Annotated in this window: 20 protein-coding genes and 1 pseudogene; 9 read left to right on the top strand and 12 right to left on the bottom strand. The window is 71.2% G+C overall.

What is annotated here, in order from left to right; translation table 11 throughout:
* Positions 1-42: 42 nt before the first annotated feature.
* Both LX15_RS23480 and LX15_RS23475 read right to left on the bottom strand, forming a co-directional pair.
* Complete coding sequence (locus LX15_RS23480; RefSeq protein ID WP_253671810.1) at positions 43-720, bottom strand: Crp/Fnr family transcriptional regulator; 678 nt, start codon at positions 718-720, stop codon at positions 43-45.
* Between the two features lie 151 nt (positions 721-871).
* On the bottom strand, positions 872-1,783 hold the full coding sequence (locus LX15_RS23475; RefSeq protein WP_253671809.1) for a LysR family transcriptional regulator: 912 nt from the start codon (positions 1,781-1,783) through the stop codon (positions 872-874).
* 235 nt (positions 1,784-2,018) lie between these two features.
* Between LX15_RS23475 and LX15_RS23470 the strand changes: the two genes are divergently transcribed.
* From LX15_RS23470 to LX15_RS23455, 4 genes are all read left to right on the top strand, one after another.
* Positions 2,019-2,366 carry a DoxX family protein gene (locus tag LX15_RS23470; RefSeq protein ID WP_253671808.1) on the top strand — a complete coding sequence of 116 codons (348 nt, stop codon included), beginning with the start codon at positions 2,019-2,021 and terminating at the stop codon, positions 2,364-2,366.
* A 575-nt stretch (positions 2,367-2,941) separates the two neighbouring features.
* The gene (locus LX15_RS23465) at positions 2,942-3,988 is read left to right on the top strand and encodes an extracellular catalytic domain type 1 short-chain-length polyhydroxyalkanoate depolymerase (RefSeq protein ID WP_253671807.1); all 1,047 of its coding nucleotides are present in this window, start codon (positions 2,942-2,944) and stop codon (positions 3,986-3,988) included.
* Positions 3,989-4,134: 146 nt separating this feature from the next.
* On the top strand, positions 4,135-4,338 hold the full coding sequence (locus LX15_RS23460; RefSeq protein WP_253671806.1) for a hypothetical protein: 204 nt from the start codon (positions 4,135-4,137) through the stop codon (positions 4,336-4,338).
* Positions 4,331-5,323, top strand: coding sequence for an alpha/beta fold hydrolase (locus tag LX15_RS23455; protein ID WP_253671805.1), 993 nt, complete (start codon positions 4,331-4,333; stop codon positions 5,321-5,323). Before LX15_RS23460 ends, LX15_RS23455 begins: the two co-directional genes overlap by 8 nt.
* Positions 5,324-5,399: 76 nt before the next feature.
* Here LX15_RS23455 and LX15_RS23450 read toward each other — a convergent pair whose 3' ends face one another.
* A complete protein-coding gene (locus tag LX15_RS23450; RefSeq protein ID WP_253671804.1) occupies positions 5,400-6,014 on the bottom strand; it encodes a LysE family translocator in 615 nt (204 codons plus the stop codon).
* A 106-nt stretch (positions 6,015-6,120) separates the two neighbouring features.
* On the opposite strand from LX15_RS23450, the gene LX15_RS23445 reads away from it, so the two are divergent.
* From LX15_RS23445 to LX15_RS23435, 3 genes are all read left to right on the top strand, one after another.
* A complete protein-coding gene (locus LX15_RS23445) occupies positions 6,121-6,573 on the top strand; it encodes an Lrp/AsnC family transcriptional regulator (RefSeq protein ID WP_253671803.1) in 453 nt (150 codons plus the stop codon).
* 165 nt (positions 6,574-6,738) lie between these two features.
* The gene (locus LX15_RS23440) at positions 6,739-7,392 is read left to right on the top strand and encodes a hypothetical protein (protein ID WP_253671802.1); all 654 of its coding nucleotides are present in this window, start codon (positions 6,739-6,741) and stop codon (positions 7,390-7,392) included.
* Between the two features lie 489 nt (positions 7,393-7,881).
* Positions 7,882-8,322, top strand: coding sequence for a hypothetical protein (locus tag LX15_RS23435; RefSeq protein ID WP_253671801.1), 441 nt, complete (start codon positions 7,882-7,884; stop codon positions 8,320-8,322).
* A 131-nt stretch (positions 8,323-8,453) separates the two neighbouring features.
* On the opposite strand, the gene LX15_RS23430 is transcribed toward LX15_RS23435, so the two are convergent.
* The 7 genes and pseudogenes from LX15_RS23430 to LX15_RS23400 form a co-directional block, all read right to left on the bottom strand.
* Complete coding sequence (locus LX15_RS23430; protein ID WP_253671800.1) at positions 8,454-8,636, bottom strand: hypothetical protein; 183 nt, start codon at positions 8,634-8,636, stop codon at positions 8,454-8,456.
* Between the two features lie 170 nt (positions 8,637-8,806).
* Complete coding sequence (locus tag LX15_RS23425; RefSeq protein WP_253671799.1) at positions 8,807-9,763, bottom strand: SDR family oxidoreductase; 957 nt, start codon at positions 9,761-9,763, stop codon at positions 8,807-8,809.
* 596 nt (positions 9,764-10,359) lie between these two features.
* Complete coding sequence (locus LX15_RS23420; protein WP_253671798.1) at positions 10,360-11,298, bottom strand: aldo/keto reductase; 939 nt, start codon at positions 11,296-11,298, stop codon at positions 10,360-10,362.
* 370 nt (positions 11,299-11,668) lie between these two features.
* Positions 11,669-11,959 (bottom strand): annotated as a pseudogene (locus tag LX15_RS23415) (sigma factor); the annotation flags it as partial.
* 211 nt (positions 11,960-12,170) lie between these two features.
* Positions 12,171-13,568: a protoporphyrinogen oxidase gene (gene hemG / locus LX15_RS23410; protein ID WP_253671797.1), complete on the bottom strand. Its 1,398-nt coding sequence runs from the start codon at positions 13,566-13,568 to the stop codon at positions 12,171-12,173.
* Positions 13,569-13,734: 166 nt separating this feature from the next.
* A complete protein-coding gene (locus LX15_RS23405) occupies positions 13,735-14,907 on the bottom strand; it encodes a TIGR04053 family radical SAM/SPASM domain-containing protein (RefSeq protein ID WP_253671796.1) in 1,173 nt (390 codons plus the stop codon).
* Positions 14,904-15,392 (bottom strand): hemerythrin domain-containing protein, encoded by a 489-nt coding sequence (locus LX15_RS23400; protein ID WP_253671854.1) that lies wholly within the window; start codon positions 15,390-15,392, stop codon positions 14,904-14,906. The genes LX15_RS23405 and LX15_RS23400 overlap by 4 nt, the downstream gene beginning before the upstream one ends.
* A 278-nt stretch (positions 15,393-15,670) precedes the next feature.
* Here LX15_RS23400 and LX15_RS23395 point away from each other — a divergent pair, with 278 nt between their 5' ends.
* Together LX15_RS23395 and LX15_RS23390 are read left to right on the top strand one after the other, a co-directional pair.
* Positions 15,671-15,892, top strand: a complete 222-nt coding sequence (locus LX15_RS23395; RefSeq protein WP_253671795.1) for a cupredoxin domain-containing protein — start codon at positions 15,671-15,673, stop codon at positions 15,890-15,892.
* Positions 15,889-16,332 (top strand): hypothetical protein, encoded by a 444-nt coding sequence (locus LX15_RS23390; RefSeq protein ID WP_253671794.1) that lies wholly within the window; start codon positions 15,889-15,891, stop codon positions 16,330-16,332. The genes LX15_RS23395 and LX15_RS23390 overlap by 4 nt, the downstream gene beginning before the upstream one ends.
* A gap of 178 nt (positions 16,333-16,510) precedes the next feature.
* Here LX15_RS23390 and LX15_RS23385 read toward each other — a convergent pair whose 3' ends face one another.
* Both LX15_RS23385 and LX15_RS33630 read right to left on the bottom strand, forming a co-directional pair.
* On the bottom strand, positions 16,511-17,224 hold the full coding sequence (locus LX15_RS23385) for a PP2C family protein-serine/threonine phosphatase (protein ID WP_253671793.1): 714 nt from the start codon (positions 17,222-17,224) through the stop codon (positions 16,511-16,513).
* Positions 17,225-17,615: 391 nt separating this feature from the next.
* Complete coding sequence (locus LX15_RS33630) at positions 17,616-17,699, bottom strand: helix-turn-helix domain-containing protein (protein ID WP_372502786.1); 84 nt, start codon at positions 17,697-17,699, stop codon at positions 17,616-17,618.
* Between the last annotated feature and the right edge of the window lie 7 nt (positions 17,700-17,706).

Here is a 17,706-nt window from a genome sequence, read left to right as displayed (position 1 = left end):
TCCGCGGTCGGACGTTTTGCGTGTGACGCCAATCACAGAGGATCAGGTCGTGATGCCGGAGTGGTGCGCGAGCCGGCGGCTGTCCGACACGACGAGCCGTCGTCCGCTCGCCAACGCCCCTTCGCGGCGCAACCTGGCGATCTGCTCGGCGACGGTGCTCCTGGCGAGGCCGAGCGCGGCGGCCACCGCCTCCTGCGAGAAGGGCACGCGGAACCGGTCCACGGCCGTGGCGTCCGCGAGGGCGACGACTTCGAGGAGCAGGCGCGCGACCCGTTGCAGCGGGGTGAAGTGCACGAGCTGCACCTGGTAGGGAACGGTCTCGCTCAGCTTGGCGACCAGGTAGTCACTGAACCCGCCCTGGGCGTCGTGCTCCTCCAGGAACCGGTGGAACGTCTCGGCCGGCACCCGGTGCGCCACGCACCGGTCGATCGCCTCGACCGTGGCCGTTCGCCGGGACGAGGGGCGAACCGCCATCTCTCCCAGGAGATCGCCCGCGCCGCGGAGGGACACCAGGAGTTGGGCGCCGTCCTCCTGCCGGGCCAGCACCGCCACGCGTCCGCTCGCCAACGCCCACACGAAGCCGCCCTCGTCTCCCTGCCGGACGAGCGTGGAGCCCGGGGAGAACGTGTGCGGGAACCCCGCCCGGAGCAGGGCGTGCCATCGGCTGTCCCCGAGCAGGGCGTGAAAGCCGCGGCGTGGCGGTGCGGTCCCGTCGTGCACGCTGCTCTCCGTACCGGTGCCCCGGCGTCCGATGGGCAGGGTTCGGGCAGTTTCCTTCGATCGGCCCAATGATTCGTTCGGCTACGACCACCGGGGCCGCGGATTCGTGCGGCGGGTGCGTCCGTGATCGGTTCGCGTCGCCGTGGTGTCGTCAGGCGGGCTGGTCGTGGGGAGGTGGCGTGTTTTCCAGGCAGCAGTGGACGAAGTCCTGGACGACAGGGTTGTTCTGGGCGGACGGTGTCCAGGCGACGGCCACCTGGCTGGGGCTGACGCCGGTGACGGGGCGGTAGACGATGCCAGGTCGGGCGTAGAAGCGGGCGGCGGACTCGGGGGCGAGGGCGACGCCGTAGCCGTTGGCGATCGCGTTGAGCCAGTCGTCGGGCTGGTCGGTGACGGCGCCGATCCGGGGAGCGCGGCCTCGGCGTTCGCCGGTGGCCAACCAGTAGTCCCGCCACGCGCCGGTCTCGGCCGGGGCGGCGACGAAGGGCTCGTCCCACAGCTCGTCGAAGCGGATCTGGTCGCGGGTGGCGAGGGGATGCCCCTCGGGGAGGGCCACCCAGCGGGGTTCGGTGAACAGCACCCGCACGCGCAGGGCGTCCTGGCCGGGGAACGGCAGCCGCACCAGCGCGACGTCGACCTCCCCGTCGGCCAGCCCGGCGGTGGGGTCGGTCCACGCGGCCTGCCGCATGTCCACCCGCCAGCCCGGTCGGCGCAGGGAGAAGGCGGCGATGATCCGCTGGGTGGCCTCGTTGGCCGCGCTGGCCAGGAACCCCACCCGCAGCACGCGGGCGGCCCGGCTGGCGGTCTCCCTGGTCTCCCGCAGTGCCTGCTCCCACGCGGCCAGCAGGGCGGGCGCCCGGTCGGCCAGGGTCCTCCCCGCCTCGGTGAGCGCCATCCCGGTCCGTGACCGGACGAACAGTCGCACGCCCAGCAGGTTCTCCAACTGCCGGATCTGCTTGGTCAGAGCGGGCTGGGAGACGTGCAACCGTTCGGCGGCCCGGGTCAGGGCACCCTCCTGCGCGACCGCGAGGAAGTAGCGCAACAGCCGGGTGTCCACATCCATGCCAGAAGGTTATACACGCAGGTATTGGACGTGAATGCCTGACCCGAGCAGAGTGGTGGGCAAGGGGGACCGCAGTCGCGGACACGAACGACGCGACGGGGCCGTGCGCAGGGGGAGACCTCCCGTCACCCGGCGCACCACGCCGCCCCGAGCCAGCGGACGAGTCGGCCGAAACCCCGCCACCGCTCGAAGGGCGTGAGGCGGTCCCCGAGACTCATCAACCGGAGCAGCCACAATGCACATCGCCTATGTCGTCGTCATCGTTCTCACGGTCCTGATCAATGCCGGCATGGCCGTCGCCGACTTCGCCCGGTCGAGGTTCGTCCTCGCCAACTCGGCCGAAGTGGGTGTGCCGGTGTCCTGGATTCCCCTGCTCGCCACGCTCAAGATGGCCGGAGCCGTCGGCCTGCTCCTCGGGCTCGCCGGTTTCCGGCTTCTGGGCGTGGCCGCCGCGACCGGCCTCGTCCTGTTCTACGTGGGCGCTCTCGTCGCCCACGTCCGTGCGCGCGTCTTCTACAACATCGCCTTTCCCGGGTTCTACTTCGCTTTCGCCGTCGGCTCCCTGGTGCTGTCCGTGCTGTGACTCGCCGCCGGAGAGAGTCGTGGTGGCGCGGCCGAGGTGGAGGTAGCCGAGCCCGATGGCGACCATGGCGTCCAGCCTGTCCCTCAGAATGGCGCCGTCCTCGCTGCGTTCCGCCATGGCCGCGACGGTACGAACAGATGCGGCCAGCATCTGTCCGCAATGGACACTGTTGCGGACTCGTGGACAGCGTCACGCGTCCCGGCCCGGCAACGGGAACACCGCCCATGTCGGAGAGCCGAGGTATGTGGGTAGGCCACATGGCGGCGCTGGTGTGACCTGGATAACGTTCTCGCACAGAGCGAACCGGAACGCTCGGCCGCCGCCGTTTCCTGTTGTTCCTCGGCAAGGGGAGGCCGGTCCATGCGCAGACGACACCGCGAGGCCCCACGTGACCGGGGCAGGACTCGGAAAACCCGTCCTCACCAGTGACGAAGCGTCTCGTTCCAGAGACGGTCCCTCTCGTTCCACCACACAGCCGGAAACGGCGTGAAGCGTTGGTGTTCCGCATGGCGTTCGGCGAAATCGGAGCCTTGCGTTCGTCCCTGCGATTTCTGATTCCCCTGGAGGTTCGTGTCATGTCCTCAGGTCGTGTGCGCACCGCGGGACGCGGGCCGCTGACGGTCCTGGCGGCGGTGCTGGCCGTGCTGACGGCCGTCGCGTGGAGCCTGGTCGCGTCGCCGCGTCCGGCGCAGGCGTCCTCGTCGCGCGAGGCGTCGTCGCATGAGGTGTCGTCGCATGGGGCGTCGTTGCACGAGGTGACCGGGTTCGGGTCGAACCCCGGGAACCTCCAGATGTTCCGCTACGTCCCGAGCGGGCTGTCGCCGGGTCGGCCGGTGGTCGTGGCGATCCACGGCTGCACCCAGGACGCCCAGGGCTACGCCGCGAGCACGGGGTGGATGCGGTTGGCCGACCGGCACGGGTTCTCGGTGGTGTTCCCGGGACAGCGGATGGCCAACCACGCCAACTCGTGTTTCCACTGGTACCTGCCGGGGGACGTCCAGCGGGGCCGCGGCGAGGCGCTGTCGATCAAGCAGATGGTCGACCGGGTCAGGCAGGACCAGGGCGCCTCCTCGGCCTTCGTGTCCGGCCTGTCGGCCGGTGGGGCGATGGCCGCCGCGATGCTCGCCACCTATCCCGACGTCTTCGCCGGCGGCGGTGTGGTGGCGGGCCTGCCGTACGGCTGTGCCAACTCGATGATGACCGCCCTGTGGCCGTGCATGTCGCCCGGTGTCAACAAGTCGCCCCAGGAGTGGGGAGACAGGGTCCGCGCCGCCTTCCCCGGATATGTCGGGCCGCGGCCGAAGGTCTCCGTCTGGCACGGCACGGCCGACACCAAGGTCAGGCCGCTCAACGGCATCGAGCTGGTCGACCAGTTCACCAACGTCAACGGCGTCAGCTCGACGCCCACCAGGACCGAGATCGTCTCCGGTTACCAGCGCAGGGTGCACGGCGACAGCGTGGAGTACTTCGAGATCACGGGCATGGCCCACGGCCAACCGATCGACCCGGGCAGCGGTCCCGAGCAGTGCGGCAGTCCGGCCGCCCACATGCTCAGCGTCGGGATCTGCTCCGCCTACCACATGGCCAAGTTCTGGGGCATCACCGACAACGGCGGCGAGTGAGGAGCAGCAGCAGTCGGGAAAGCCTGGCCCACGGCCTGAAAAGGGCAGGGGAAGGGGTGGTCTCGTCTCTACGGCGAGACCACCCCTCACCTCCCCATAGGCGCGCCGCACGCGATCTGCGGGCGCTCCGGGAGTTCCACCGAGAGTTGGCGGATCAGCGGTTGCCGTTCGCCACTCCCGAGATCCTGGCCGTGGAGGAACAGGGCCGCGAACAGCGCACGGTCAGCGTCGAACGCTGGCTGGGGGGAGAGCCCCTGCTGGGGCTGGTCAAAGCCGGCGAGGCAACCGTGTCCGCAGGGATGGACGGCGGCCGTCGCGGTGGTGACGGCACTCCGTCGCACCGTGGCTGACCCTGCGGCCAGGGTGTTGAGCGTTCTGGACGAGAACGTGTCGCTGTGGCGGGCGCCAGGGGAGGTCGATGATGTGCTGATGGGAGAAGAGAAAGCCGTGAACGTCGGTCCTTCAGCCGTCGAGATCGCCTACGAGCGCCTCGGCGACCCCCAGGCGCCGCCGGTTCTCCTGATCATGGGCGGCGGCGCGCAGATGATCAACTGGCCCGACGGGTTCTGCGCCGAGCTGGTCCGGCGTGGCCTGTACGTGATCCGGTTCGACAACCGCGACAGCGGTCGCTCCTCGCACTTCGCCGACGCGCCCGTCCCCGACCTCCGGGCGGCCATGGCGGGCGACCTCTCCTCGGCGGCCTACACGCTGTCGGACATGGCCGCGGACACCGTCGGCCTGCTCGACGCGCTCGCCCTCGACAGCGCCCACCTGGTCGGGGCCTCCCTTGGCGGGATGATCGCGCAGACGGTCGCCATCGAGCACCCCGAACGGGTCCGGTCGCTGACCTCGATGATGTCCCGCCCCGGCGACCCGCACACGGGCATGCCCGACCTCGCGGTGATCGGCTCCCTCGGAACGCCGCCCGAGGACCGCCAGGGCTTCGTCGACTGGCAGGTCCGCGCCCTCCGGGCCGTGGCCTCGCCCGGGTATGCGTTCGACGAGGCCGAGGTGGCCGAGCGGGCCGGACGCGCCTACGACCGGGGGCGTGACCCGGTGGGCGCGACGCGTCAGGCGGTCGCGGTCCTGGCCTCCGGGGACCGCACGCCGAAGCTGCGGCGACTGCGGGTCCCGACGCTCGTGATCCACGGAGCCGACGACGTGATGTGCCACGTCAGCGGCGGGCGGGCCACGGCGGCCGCGATCCCCGGCGCGAAGCTGGTGGTCATCGAGGGCATGGGCCACAGCCTCCCCCGACAGCTCTGGCCCGAGCTGGCCACCCACATCGCCGAACTCGTCCACCGCGCCGAATCGAACAGGTCCACCGCGTCGTGACCTCACCGCGTCACCGACCGCCTGGACATGGGGGCCCGTGCCCGTCGGTGTCCGCCGTCGGGCACGGGGCCGGGTGTCACGTCGTCAGGCGTTCCAGGACCAGCAGCACGCCGATGACGATCATGGCCACGCCGGAGAGTCGGCTGACGACGCGGGCGGCGGTCGGGCGGGCGTGCAGGACGAGCCGGGCGAACGAGCCCAGGGCGAGGTAGAAGACGGCGCAGGTGAGGACGAAGACCAGGCCGAGGACGCCGATCTGGCCGGCGATCGGCCACCCGCCGTCGGGGTCGGTGAACTGGGGGAGCAGGGCCAGGAAGATCAGCAGCCCCTTGGGGTTCAGGCCGCTGACCCCGACGCCCCTGACGAGGACGGCCCAGTCGGTCTCCGCCGCCACCTCGGCGGCCGTCGGCGTCGCGGGCGCGGCGGCGGTCCGCGCGCCGTGCCAGACCAGGTAGACCCCGCCCACGAGCGTCAGCCCGGTCAGGACCGCCGGTGATCCGGCGACCAGCGCGCCCACCCCGGCCGCGACGATCGCGGTGATCCCGGCGTAGCCGATCACCAGGCCGGCCACGGCGGGCAGCACGGAACGGCCGCGCAGCCCGGCGCTGATGGTGAACGCCCAGTCCGCGCCGGGGGCGGCGATCAGCACGACGGCGACCCCCCAGAACGCGGCGATGGAACCGATGGCCATGGACCGTTCCTCCCTCGGGTGGCGTGCGGCAAGGCTATGGCCCGCCTCCCGGGAAGTGCTGTCCACTTTCACCACGGATCGCGCCGTCCGTGGAAAGATCTTCTCCATGGACGCGATCGATCGGAAGATCCTTGCTCTGCTTCAGGAGGAGGGCCGCCTCACGATCACCGAACTCGCGTCGCGGGTGGGCCTGTCGGTCTCGCCGTGCCACCGTCGGCTGCGGGAACTGGAGCGCGGCGGCACGATCCGGGGCTACCGCGCGCTCGTGGACGCCAACGCGGTCGGCCTGACCTTCCAGGCGCTGGTGTTCGTCACCATGCGCCAGGAGGACCGCGACACCCTGCTCGGCTTCGAGGCGGCGGTCGCGCGGATCCCCCACGTCGTCCAGGCCCAGAGGTTGTTCGGGGATCCGGACTACCTGCTGCGGGTCGTCACCGCCGACCTGGCCGCCTACCAGCGGCTGGAGGACGACGAACTCGCCACCCTGCCCGGCGTGCAACGCCTGAACTCCACGTTGGTGATGAAGGAGGTCGTGGCGGACCGTCCACTCCCCGCGTGACGCGGCCGCACCCGGCTCGGGCTTTTCCGGGAAACGCACGCGGATTCCGTCCCCGCCTGGTGAATCCACAGGCCACGTCACCGAGCCGCTGGCACCGGCGGTGGTCACCTCGGGAACGAGATCGTCTTATGCTGCGAACGTCAGTCGTCGTGTCATGGAGAACCCTTGGAACTGGCCGTCACCGTCCATCACGCACGTCTGGGGCCGAGGCAGTTCACGGTGATCCGGCCCCGGCGGCCGCTCACCCGCGCGGTGCTCATCGACCGTGACCGGCACCTGGACGTCCTCCTCGACCAGAACGCCGCTCGGTGCGTGGGTGGCCTCTGGGAACTCGCGGCCTCCTCACCGCGCTCGCTGGTGCACCTGCCTCTGCGGGGCAACGCGACCCCGCCCCTCGACCCGACCGAGGACGCTCCGCGTCAGCTCGACCTCGTGCTGCTGCACCACTCGTTGCAGTTCGCGCCTTCGCGCTGGAAGGAGATGCGCGCACGGTTGGGCGCGGGCCGGCCGCGCACGGTGACAGTGCCCGCCACGGGCCGGCCTGTCGGCTCCGTGATCGGCGTGGACGAGCGGCACTACCGGGAGAACCGCGACCTGATCGACGAGCAGGTCCACGCCGAAACGCTGTTCCTGACCGGCAGCGCGAAGGTGTTCAGGGAAACGTCCGGGCGGTTCTTCGACATCGCCCTCCACGGGTTCGCGCACGTCCGCGCCCACCCTCGTAACCCGCACTACTGCACCGAGTTCCACTCCACGGAGGGCGTTCTCGGCAACGCGCGTGAGATCCACGTCCAGTACTGCGAGCAGTGGCGCTCGTGATTCGTGCGCCTGACGCTGGATGAGCCACTGCCCATGACACACCACTGGCTCTGATCCGCGCCGCGATCACTCCACAATCGACCACCCGTCAGGCCTGGCAGCCGAAGCGGGACGAAGGGGCGTGAGCGTCCGCGCGGTCCATGGTGGATGGTCGAACGGCGGTGACGTGCCCTCAGCGCGGCCATGTGCCGCAGGATGTCCGATTTCGGTGTCCGAATCCTCCCGGTTCGGCTCTGGAGTGGGGCCAGCCCCACCACCCCGTGCGCCCAGGCCCATACCGCCCCAGGTCCACGTTCCCTAGTTTTGAGTCCACACCGGACGAACAAGGGAAGAAGGGGAAACGGAAAATCGCCAACGCGGCGACCGGGAGTGAGTCAGAAAGTCCAACCGCCGATCATGGCGGACGTGGCGCTCCCGGCCTGGTTCACCGTTTCCCCGGCATTCGCAGCGCGCTCCGAGATCCCGCACAACGCAAGAAGAGGAAGAATCATGGGAAACGCCGCCCACACCACCGCCGAGGCCTCCCGCGTCAACCACCCGACCACGCAGAACGCCCTCGGCAAGGTGAAGAAGCTCGTCGCGATCTACACCGTGTTCGCCGTCGCGGTCCTCGGTGTGGCCGTCATCCTCTCGGTCATGGGGCAGGAGGTGTCGTCGTTCATGTGGGGCCGCGCAGGCGGGATGTTCGCCAGCGCCGTGGTGGCCTACTGGCTGACCGGCCTGGCCGCACGCGGGTCGCGAGCGGCGTACATCAGGATGCGCATCATCGCCGTCGTCGTGCCGATCGCGGTCATCGCCATCGACAGCATCCCCGGCGCGCTCCCGATCTGGTTCGTCGTGATGCAGATCGTGGGGGCCGTGGCTCTCATCCCGGCCGCGTTCATCCTCAACGGGGCCGGACCGCGCGCCGCCTTCCGCAAGGCGCACTGATTCCTCAGCAGCCCGGCGGCGTCGCGTTCGCTGGTGGGTCGGCCGGCCCCGCACCGGGGTCAGCGGACCCACCAGCGATCATCGCTTCCCTCTTCCGGCAGGTGCGGTCGGGACGGACTGGTTCCCCGCGGTCAGGGAGTCGGATCGCCCCCGTCGGTCACGGTCGGTGGGGGCAGGAACGGGGACTCCGCGCTCGTGGCCGGCTCCTGCTGGTCCAGCAGGGTGCTGCCGGTGATCAGGCCGGCGAGGAGGGCGGCTGCGGCGACACCGGCGGCCGCGGGGCGCGACCAGCGCCGCGTCGTGTTGTGGTTCATTGGCTCCCCCTGATGAAGTCGAGTGTGAAGGGGTGCGCTCTGACACCTGGGAATCGCGCCTCTGGACGCCCCTCGTTACCGGTTCGCTCGGCCACCACCCGTCTGGCCCCTGCCCGCGCTGGCGCGCTGACCGGCGTCATCCGATCTCTGTTGTGGTGACGCCGGAAGGTTCAGAGGAACAGGTGGGCGTTCTCCATCGCCCACTCGTCGAACCCCCGCGGCGGGCGCCCGATGATCTCGCGCACCGACGGGCGCTGGTCGAGCGTCCACCGGGTCAGTTCTTCGAGGCGTTCGCCGTACTCCTCCAGGGCGTACAGGGTGACGTCGATGCCGCTGTCCGGCCAGCCGCGACGACGCCAGGTGGCGCGACTGTCGTCCGGGCTCACCTCGACGGCGGCGATGTCCTGGCCGATGGCCCTGGCGATGCTCGCCACCCGCGAGCGGGTGCTGATCGGCAGCCCGACCGCCTCCAGAACGGCACCCACGTGGTCGTCGGTGCGCAGCGCCGCCACCGCGACGGCGGCGAGATCGTCCTCATGGATGAAGGGGTAGTGGCCGCCGTTCAGGAACGCCTCGCGCACGACGCGCTCGCCCCTGATCGTGTCCTGCCAGTCCGATCCCGTCGCCGGATACGTGCCCTCGATCATCGCGCCCATCACGGCCGACGGGCGGATGTGTGTCCACTCCAACCCCGAGCGTTCCACGGCTCGCTCGATCGCCAGCCAGAACCACGTCTCTGGCGGGTAGGCCTCCTCGTACTCCGGGCCGTGGGAGGACAGCACGACGACGCGGCGCACTCCGGCGTCGCGCGCTGCTCGCAGCGCGTCCGTCACGGTGGTGGGAACGGCTCCGGCGAGGAAGACGCCGTCGACGCCGGTGAAGACCTCGGCGTGCTCCCGGGGCCGCGTGATGGACCCCTCGACGACCTCGACCCCGTCCGGCCAGCGGTCGACCTGGTCGGGCTCGGCGAGGACGCGCACCCGGTCCCCGGCGTCCAGCAGTTGCCGCGCCAGGCTCCGCCCGACGATCCCGGTGGGGCTGCTCCCCGCGTCCTTCCTCGGGCTGACAACGGTCAGCAGGTGCAGGTGGGGGTGTGGTGCGTTCGTGACCCGCTTGGTTCCGCCCATGGCAAGACCCTCCGACATGACTGGTGGAGATCTTGCGCCGCCCCAGGTGATCCCGGGGAGGTTGCGGATCTGAGGCCATGGACGTTACCAGGCCAGCTCCGTGTGCGGGCAACCCGACCTGATCATCGGGCAACCGTCGGCGGAGGCGATACGAGGATGACGGGATGTACCTGCGAGCGGTCATCGCGTCCGAGCGTGTTCTCCGCGCGGTGGCCGGTTCCACCGAACACGCGTGCATCGTCCCCCTCCGGCAGGGCCTATCCCTGCTGCCGACGACCGACGCGTCGTTGGACGCGATCACCGTTCCTGGCGCGGCGGAACTCGCCGGGTTCTGGAGGCGCCCGCCGGGTTCGACCACCTGTTGGCTGATCACTGACTGCTCGCTGCCTGATCGGCCCGTGGCCTCCGTCGAGGCCGACTACTGCGGCGGGATGGGCGCCCAGTCCACGCAGGTGTGGGACGGCGGGACATCCATCCTCGGTCCTCTGACCCTGCCGCCGGGAAAGGAAACCGAGCCCGGGTTCCGACAGCCCGATCTCCCAGGCTCTTCGGCGACTCGGCGTTGCCATGCGCCCGACACGGCGACCAGAGGGACGTCACCAGGTCTCCTCCCGCCACCTCGGGTCGCCCGAGGGCCACGTGCGTTCCCGCACCGCCGCGAAGATCCCGAGCACCTGGGCGAGCAACTCCTCGTCCAGCGGTGTCTCCAGTGCCCGGAGGTTCGCCAGGAGGTGCTCGGTGCGGCCGGTTCCGGTCAGCACGCAGTCCGCCCGGCTGTGCGTGAGGGCGTACTGCATCGCGAGGAACGCGAGGTCGACGCCGTGTTCGGCGCAGAGGGCGGCGGCGTGCCGAGCCGCCGACCGGAGCCCGGGCGAGGCGGGGTGCCAGCGCGGCGGCCCCGCGGCGGTGAGCAGACCCATCGCGACGGGGCCGCCCAGGACGATCCCGACGCCCCGCTCCCGCCACCTCTCGGCGGCCGGGGCCATGGCCTGGTCGTGCAGGCCGAAACGGCAGTAGGACAACACGACGTCCACGACTCCGGTCTCCACCGCCGCCGTGAGAGCGGGAAGAACCAGGCCGGACACGCCCACGGCCCGGGCCAGGCCCTCCCGCCGCAGATCGGCCAGCAGCGGGAGGACCTGCCCCAGAACCCGCTCCGGCTCGCCGAACTCGATGCCGTGGGCGAGCAGCACGTCGACGTGGTCGGTGCCCAGCCGGCGCAGGCTGTGGGCGAGTTCCTGTCTGATCCGGCGCGGCGAGAGGTCGAACTCCTCGTGGGCGTGGCAGCCGACCCTCGTGACCAGGACGACCTCGTTCCGTCGCCCCCGCAACGCCCTCCCGGTCATCTCCTCGGCCACGCCGGCGCCGCAGGAGGGACCCGTGTCCACGACGGTGATCCCCAGGTCGAGGCCCAGACGCAGGGCGCGTGACGCCTCGTCCGGATCACGGCGAGGGTAGGTCCCACGGAACGCGGTCGTTCCCAGTCCCAGAGCCGAAACGGCGAGTCCGGTCCGGCCGAGCCTGCGATGTCTCACGACGCAAGTCCCTCCGCCTCCGCGACCTGAACGTCGGACACCACCCGGGACGACGAGAACGCCGGCGGCACGCGCCGCCACCGGCCAACGCGGGTGCCGGGCACTTCACCGCAACGGGAGTGTGCGCTGAGCCTGGCACGAACGGCACGTCCTCACATCGTCTTGTCGGGTGAGCGCGCGGTGGCACGGATGACGGATTGACCGTGATCACCGGAGGGTGGTCGGATGCCGGAAGGGGGTTGGGCGCGGCGGGCGGCGCGTCGATCCCGCTGGTGACTCCACTCTGGACCAGGACGCCAGGAAGCAGTCGTGCGGCCAGGGCGGCGTCCGGGGACGGGGCGCCGGGCCTGGCTGGCGAGCTGGGTGATGGGTGGTCGGGGTCGGCGGCGGTGACGACGGGGTCCGGCAGGTGGGTTTCGAGTGGTTCCTCGCGTCGTGTCCTGCGGGAGCGGAGCGTGTCGAGGCAGATGCGGCTGACGACGGTGGTGAGCCAGCCGGCGGGGTTGGTCAGCTCGCTGGTGTCGGTGCGGGCCAGGCGCAGCCAGTCCTCCTGGACGGCGTCGTCCGCCTCGGTCAGTGATCCGAGCATGCGGTAGGCGGCCGCACGCAGGTGGTCGCGGTGTGTCTCGAACCGTGGGGCGAGGGACTCGTGCTCGTCCACTGTCGCGTTTCTCCGTCATCCTCCCTCGCAGGGATGACGAATGAGATCCAACCGATGTGACAGGGCGGGGAAACACGCGGGGTGGAGGCGCGCCCGGGCCGCCTGTCGCTGCTGTTCCAGCGGCGGCAGGCGGTGGCGCCGGCGCGGGCTCTCGATGCCGCCGGGCAGGCACGACGGGTCTGGTGGCCTGCTCAACCTCAGGGGCCTGGTGTCAGGATGAAACCGGTACGGGCAGCGTGGCTCGGAGTGTGTCGGCGGTGCGCCGCGCGTGGGACAGGCACTGGGCCAGTCCCGCCCCGCCACACGCGGCCCCGGTCAGGAACACGCCCGGTAGGTCGCGCAGGGCGTGGGCGACGCGGCGCAGCCGGTCGCCGTGGCCGAGCGTGTACTCGGGGAGCGCCCGGGGCCAGCGTGACACGACGAACTCGGTCGGCGGCTGGGTGATGCCCATGGCCTCGGCCAGCTCCGAGTGCGCGTGCCGCACGACAGTCTCGTCGTCCACAGTGGAGCACCAGCCGACGTTGCCGAGGGAGCACCGGAGGAGGACGAGGTCGGGACCGGACAGGTGCGGCCACTTCGCCGAGGACCACGTACACGCGGTGACCAACCGGTTCTCGCTGGGCGGGACCAGGAAGCCGGTCGCGTCCAGCGGTCGGCGCAGGGCGTGGCCGGGATAGGCCAGCGTGACGGTGGTCGTGCTGGCGTAGCGGATCTCCCGCAGGTCGTTCGCGGCGGCGGGGGACAGCGCGTGGAGCAGGTCGGCGGACACGAAGGCGGGCGTGGCGAGCACGACCGCGTCCGCGTCCACACTGGTGCCGTCGGCCAGCGTGACGACGTACCGGTCGACGTGCCGCGTCAGCGAGACCGCGCCCACCCCGGTGCGGAGGTCGCAGTCATCGAGGCGTTGTCGCATCGCCTCGACCAGGTCCTCCAGCCCTCCGGGCAGCGTCATCGTGGAAGGGGTGGTGGTCCCGCCGCTGGCGCCCCGCAGTGCTCGCAGCCGCGGGTATGCCGGTTGACCTGGGCGGAGGAGGTCGAGCAACTGTGGTGCCACGAGACGTGCGCTGAGCATGTCGGGAGAACCGGCGAACCGTCCGGCCATCAGGGGCGCGACGAGCCGGTCCAGGACCTCCGGGCCGAAGATCGACCGGACGACCTCGCCGACCGAGGGTTCGGTGTCGGCCACGGTGTTCCGGGTGCGCAGCAGGCCGAGGCCCGCGCGCAGGAGACCCGTGGGGGAGAGCACGCGTGAGCGCAGCAGCGGCCACAGCCGACCCGGCACACCCAGCTCCATCCCGTCGGGCAGGGGACGCAACCGCCCCCGGGACCACAGGTAGGCCCCGCGCGCGGCGGGCGGCACGAGCCGGGACCGCAGGTCCAACTCGTCGAGCAGGGCGCGGACCGAAGGATCGCGGACCACCAGCGTGTCCGGCCCGGTGTCGACCGGCAGCCCGGACAGGACGCGGGTGCGCACCTTGCCGCCCAGCCGAGGTGACTCCTCGACCAGGCACACCTCAGGGGCAGGTTCGCCGCCGGAGCGCAGGAAGTACGCGGTCGCCAGACCGCTGACACCGCCGCCGATCACGACGACTCGCGAACCTGGCAGCACTGCGACCTCCTCATCATCAGGGCGCGGGTGTCCGGATCTGCTGGGCGTGGAGACCCGGAACACCGACGTTCGGCACGATCCCCAGCTTCGACCGCCCTCCCGGCTCTTCCCAGAGCCCTTGGTCCCGGAGATCGGGTGGCCACTGTGCTGATTAGTCCACAATGGACTATGGGGTCACCGTGGAGCCGACGGGACGCCGGAAGCCGCCGGGACGGTAGACACACCAGGGCTCCTCGGCCAACGGATCACCGGTGAGGGCGTAGGCCCGGGACCGCGAGCCGCCGCACAGCGTCCGGAACTCGCACCGTCCACACCGTCCGGTCAGCGCGTCCGGATCACGGAGCCGCTGGAAGAGCGGTGAGTACCGGTAGATGTCCGGCAGGGCGCGCTGCCGGACGTTGCCCGCCGAGAGGGGCAGGAACCCGCTGGGATGCACCTCACCGGTGTGGGAGACGAACACGAACCCCCGTCCGGCGTTGACGTCCAGGGGCGGCCGGCGCACGCGGCGCGAGGCCGTGAGCCCGAGCGTCTCCATCCGGTCCCGCAGCAAGCGGTACAACGGCCCGAGGCCCAGGTCAACCTCCGGGTCGCGGCCCTCGGCCATGGCCGCGCGTTGGATCGCCACCCGCCGGAAGTGCGGAGCCTCGGTGGTCTTGGTCGGCAGGAGGGCGCCGACGTCGTGGGCGAAGTGCAGCACGTCCTCGACCTCGGGCGCGGACAGCCGGGCCATGGCGCGCCCGCGCCCGGTGGGGACGAGCACGAACAGGCTCCACAACTGCGCGCCCCGCGCGTGCACCAGCGCCGCGAGGTCCGCCAGCTCGGTGAGGTTGGTGGCGGTGACGCTGGTGTTGATCTGGACCTTCAGCCCCAACTCCTGGCACGCGCGCCAGGCGTCGAGCGTCAGGTCGAACACGCCGGGCACGCCGCGGAATCCGTCGTGGCTGGCCCTGGTCGCCCCGTCCAGGCTCAACGACACGGCGGTCGCGCCGGCCTCGTGGACGGCGGCGAGGTTGTCGCGGGTGAGGGTGGGCGTGCCGGAGGGGGAGACCGCCACCCGCAGCCCCAGCTCGGTCCCGCGCCGGACGAGGGTCGTCAGGTCGGGGCGCTGGAACGGGTCCCCACCGGTGATGACGAACAGCGGGGCGGGTCGGCCGAAGGTCGCCACCTGACGCATCAGCTCGACAGCGGCGGCGGTGTCCAGCTCCGCCGGGTCCCGGTGGGCCACGGCGGTCGCCCGGCAGTGCCGGCAGACCAGCGGGCACGCCCTGGGCGCCTCCCAGATCACCAGGAACGGGCGGTCGGCCACGTCGTGCCGGAACCGGCGGACGGCGTGGCTCACCGGTGGTCCTGCCCGGACCCGACGAGCGGCCAGCCCTGGCCGACCCGCGCCCGCACCGCGTCCACGCGCTCCCACTGGTCGGCGTTGAGGGTGGCCAGCGCGGCGGGGAACAACCCGTCCTGCTCCGCCAGGATGTGTTCCCGCAGCCGGTCCAACGCGGTGAGGAGCCGGTCCGGCCAGTCGGGGTCGGCGGGTGTCGCGCCCTCCGCCTCGGCGAGGACGGCGTGGATCGTGCGGTGGTCGTCCACCAGGTCGGCCACGTGCTCGGGGAAGTCCTCCGCCATGGCGGGAAACAGGCCCTCCTCCTCGACGGTGGTGTGCGGACCCAGGATCGCGTTCACCTGCCGGACCAGGGCGGCGGCCGCGTCGCGGTCGTCCTCGGCGAGCCGGGTGCGGATGCGGCTGATCAGGGCCACGACCTCGTCGTGTTCGCGGGTCAGGTCGCCGATCGCGGTGATCGCCTGACAACCGCAGTACTCGCACATGACGTCCACGTCCTCCTCGTTCGGCTGGTGGCGGGCACTCTCACCGTGCGCGCGCCCGCGCGCGGGCGTCAGAGCACTTCGGCCTCTGCGGCCGGGGCCTTGCGGCCCCACCGGTCCGGGTGACCCGGTGAATCCGCGGACCTGGGTGGACTGGACCTGGGTGGACTCACGGCGCACGACGCCCAGGTGGCTCGCGGACCAGCAAGGCTGAGCGTCCTCACCCGAGGGGACCAACGTCCCTGTCGGAGCGGGCGTCCGGACGTGTTCCCTCAGATGCCGTGGACCTCCGACCGCTGGCGGTGGCGTACGCCGCGCACCTGCTGAGGGCGAGCCGAAAGGCGTTGTCCCCGCGCTTCCGGGTGTTCAGCCTGGCCCCGGCCGAGGGCGGCTTCGTCGAGACCGTGTTCCCGGAGGCGGGACGATATCCCTTCGTGGACCACGACATGCGACACGCCAAACGCCGCGCCCACGGCGTCGTCGAGGTCAGGGAGCGGCCATGACCTGGGCTGTGATCCGGTTCCTGCACGTGCTCGGCGCGGCCCTGTGGGTCGGCGGGCAGTTGACCCTCACGCTGGTGGTGCTTCCCCCGGCGCGTCGGGCGCTCGCCGCCGAGGGGCGGACGGAGCTGCTGCGGGCCGTGGGGCGGCGCTTCGCGGTCATCACCATGGCGGTGTTCCTACCGATCCAGGTGATCACCGGGGTCCTGCTCGCCGCCCGGCACGGCGTGACCTGGGGTTCGCTGTGGGAGCCCGGCTACAACCGCGTTCTCGCCGCGAAGCTCCTGCTGTTCACGGTGGTCATGATCGCCACCGCCGTCCACGGGATCACGCAGGCGAAGGGCCGCTCCGCGTGGTCCCGCGCCGCCACGCTGGTCGCTCTCGTCGGCTCGGTCGGGGTCGTGCTGCTCGCGACCGGCCTCGTCGAGGGCCTCGCCCCCTGACCACCAGCGCTCACGTCCCCGTCGCGGAGGGGCCCCGACACCAGGGTGATTCCACGGTGCCGAGGCCTCTTCGCTCACTCCTCGTTGTCGTCTTTCGGGATCTTCGGGATCTTCGGGTTCTTCGGAATCTCGGCCGTCGGCGACTCGTCGGCCGGAGGGTTCTTCGGGTCGTCCATGGTCAGCCCCTCCCGGTCCTCGTCGTCGGGTACGGGTGTTCGGCGATGAGGACGGTGATGTCGTCCTGACTGCACTCACGTGCGGCCTTCAGGAGTTGTTCGGCGCAGGTGGTCAGGTCGGTCTGGTGCTGCCCCCAGATCTCGGCGATCTCGTCCTCGGACAGGCGCAGGCCGTCGGAGGCCAGCAGCACGTGCGGCGCCGCCGTCTCGACAACGGGAATGCCCTCGTGAACGCTTCTGAAAATGGAGTTGTAGATGACGTTGTCGTACTTTCGCGCGGCCTCCTCGGGTTCTCCCCGGTCCCTCATGCGCTGTCCCTCGGTGTGCGGAGTGGTCAGCCGCGCGACCCTGCCCGACCCGCCGATCCCGTATGCGGCGCAGTCGCCAGCCCACGCGATCACCCAGCCACGACGGGACCACGCCTTGGCCACCACGATCGCGCCGGACGGCGGAGTGGCGCAGAAGTCAGGCTCGCCACCGAGCTGTGCCGCCATGACGATCCCCTCCAACGGCGTCCGTGCGGCGGCCGTGAGGGCAGCGGTCGTGGCGGCTTGTTGGGCGAGTTCGGCGATCTCCGGTGTGGACCCGGTTCCGTCCACCACCACGGCGGCGAGGTGGTCCTTGTGGGTCTGGTGCGCGTGGGCGTCCGCGTTGCGGGGCCGGTTCGGGCCCTTCTCGCTGGCGCAGCCGACGGCGGGGGCGAAATCCTCGGTCATGTTCACGCTTTCTACCGGACCTGGTGACTGAGGCGAGAATCTCGCGACCTGCCAAGGTGAACAATCCGTCTTCCGAGTGGCGGCGAGTGGCGGTAAAGGGAAACGTGCCGTTACCCGCCAGGCCCGGACCTGACGGGTAACGGCACAACATGAAGGAAAGTCGTCGTTTTCTCGTGGGGCGAGAATGCGACGACCGTGGCCACCACATGGTGTGCTGTGCGGCTCGCGGTCTCGCGGTGGTGGCCAGACGCAGTGTCGTGAGGCGCCTCCTCTCCATCCGCGCACGCGGATCACAGGCCGATCGGAGAAAGCGGTGTCCACAAGGTCGGGCCGGTCGCCACGACCAGCCGGGGAGCCAACCGATCCCCGGGCGCCTTGACGGACACCGGTGTCATCGTCGCCTGCGGGTAGTCCTTCGCCTGGCGCCACCGCGTCCGCGGAGCTGGACTCCGGCCTCGATGAGGACCTTGTGCACGAACCCG

Origin of the sequence: Streptoalloteichus tenebrarius (assembly GCF_024171885.1) — a bacterium.
GTDB classification, from domain to species: domain Bacteria; phylum Actinomycetota; class Actinomycetes; order Mycobacteriales; family Pseudonocardiaceae; genus Streptoalloteichus; species Streptoalloteichus tenebrarius.
Note: the sequence above shows the minus strand (reverse complement) of the source record. Positions and strands in the feature narration are given on the sequence as shown.

Coding starts and splice junctions, on each gene's coding strand:
- LX15_RS23475 (WP_253671809.1), bottom strand. CDS start 1,783: ATGGATGTGGACACCCGGCTGTTGCGCTACTTCCTCGCGGTCGCGCAG.
- LX15_RS23470 (WP_253671808.1), top strand. CDS start 2,019: ATGCACATCGCCTATGTCGTCGTCATCGTTCTCACGGTCCTGATCAAT.
- LX15_RS23465 (WP_253671807.1), top strand. CDS start 2,942: ATGTCCTCAGGTCGTGTGCGCACCGCGGGACGCGGGCCGCTGACGGTC.
- LX15_RS23450 (WP_253671804.1), bottom strand. CDS start 6,014: ATGGCCATCGGTTCCATCGCCGCGTTCTGGGGGGTCGCCGTCGTGCTG.
- LX15_RS23445 (WP_253671803.1), top strand. CDS start 6,121: ATGGACGCGATCGATCGGAAGATCCTTGCTCTGCTTCAGGAGGAGGGC.
- LX15_RS23435 (WP_253671801.1), top strand. CDS start 7,882: ATGGGAAACGCCGCCCACACCACCGCCGAGGCCTCCCGCGTCAACCAC.
- LX15_RS23430 (WP_253671800.1), bottom strand. CDS start 8,636: ATGAACCACAACACGACGCGGCGCTGGTCGCGCCCCGCGGCCGCCGGT.
- LX15_RS23425 (WP_253671799.1), bottom strand. CDS start 9,763: ATGGGCGGAACCAAGCGGGTCACGAACGCACCACACCCCCACCTGCAC.
- LX15_RS23400 (WP_253671854.1), bottom strand. CDS start 15,392: ATGTGCGAGTACTGCGGTTGTCAGGCGATCACCGCGATCGGCGACCTG.
- LX15_RS23390 (WP_253671794.1), top strand. CDS start 15,889: ATGACCTGGGCTGTGATCCGGTTCCTGCACGTGCTCGGCGCGGCCCTG.
- LX15_RS23385 (WP_253671793.1), bottom strand. CDS start 17,224: ATGACCGAGGATTTCGCCCCCGCCGTCGGCTGCGCCAGCGAGAAGGGC.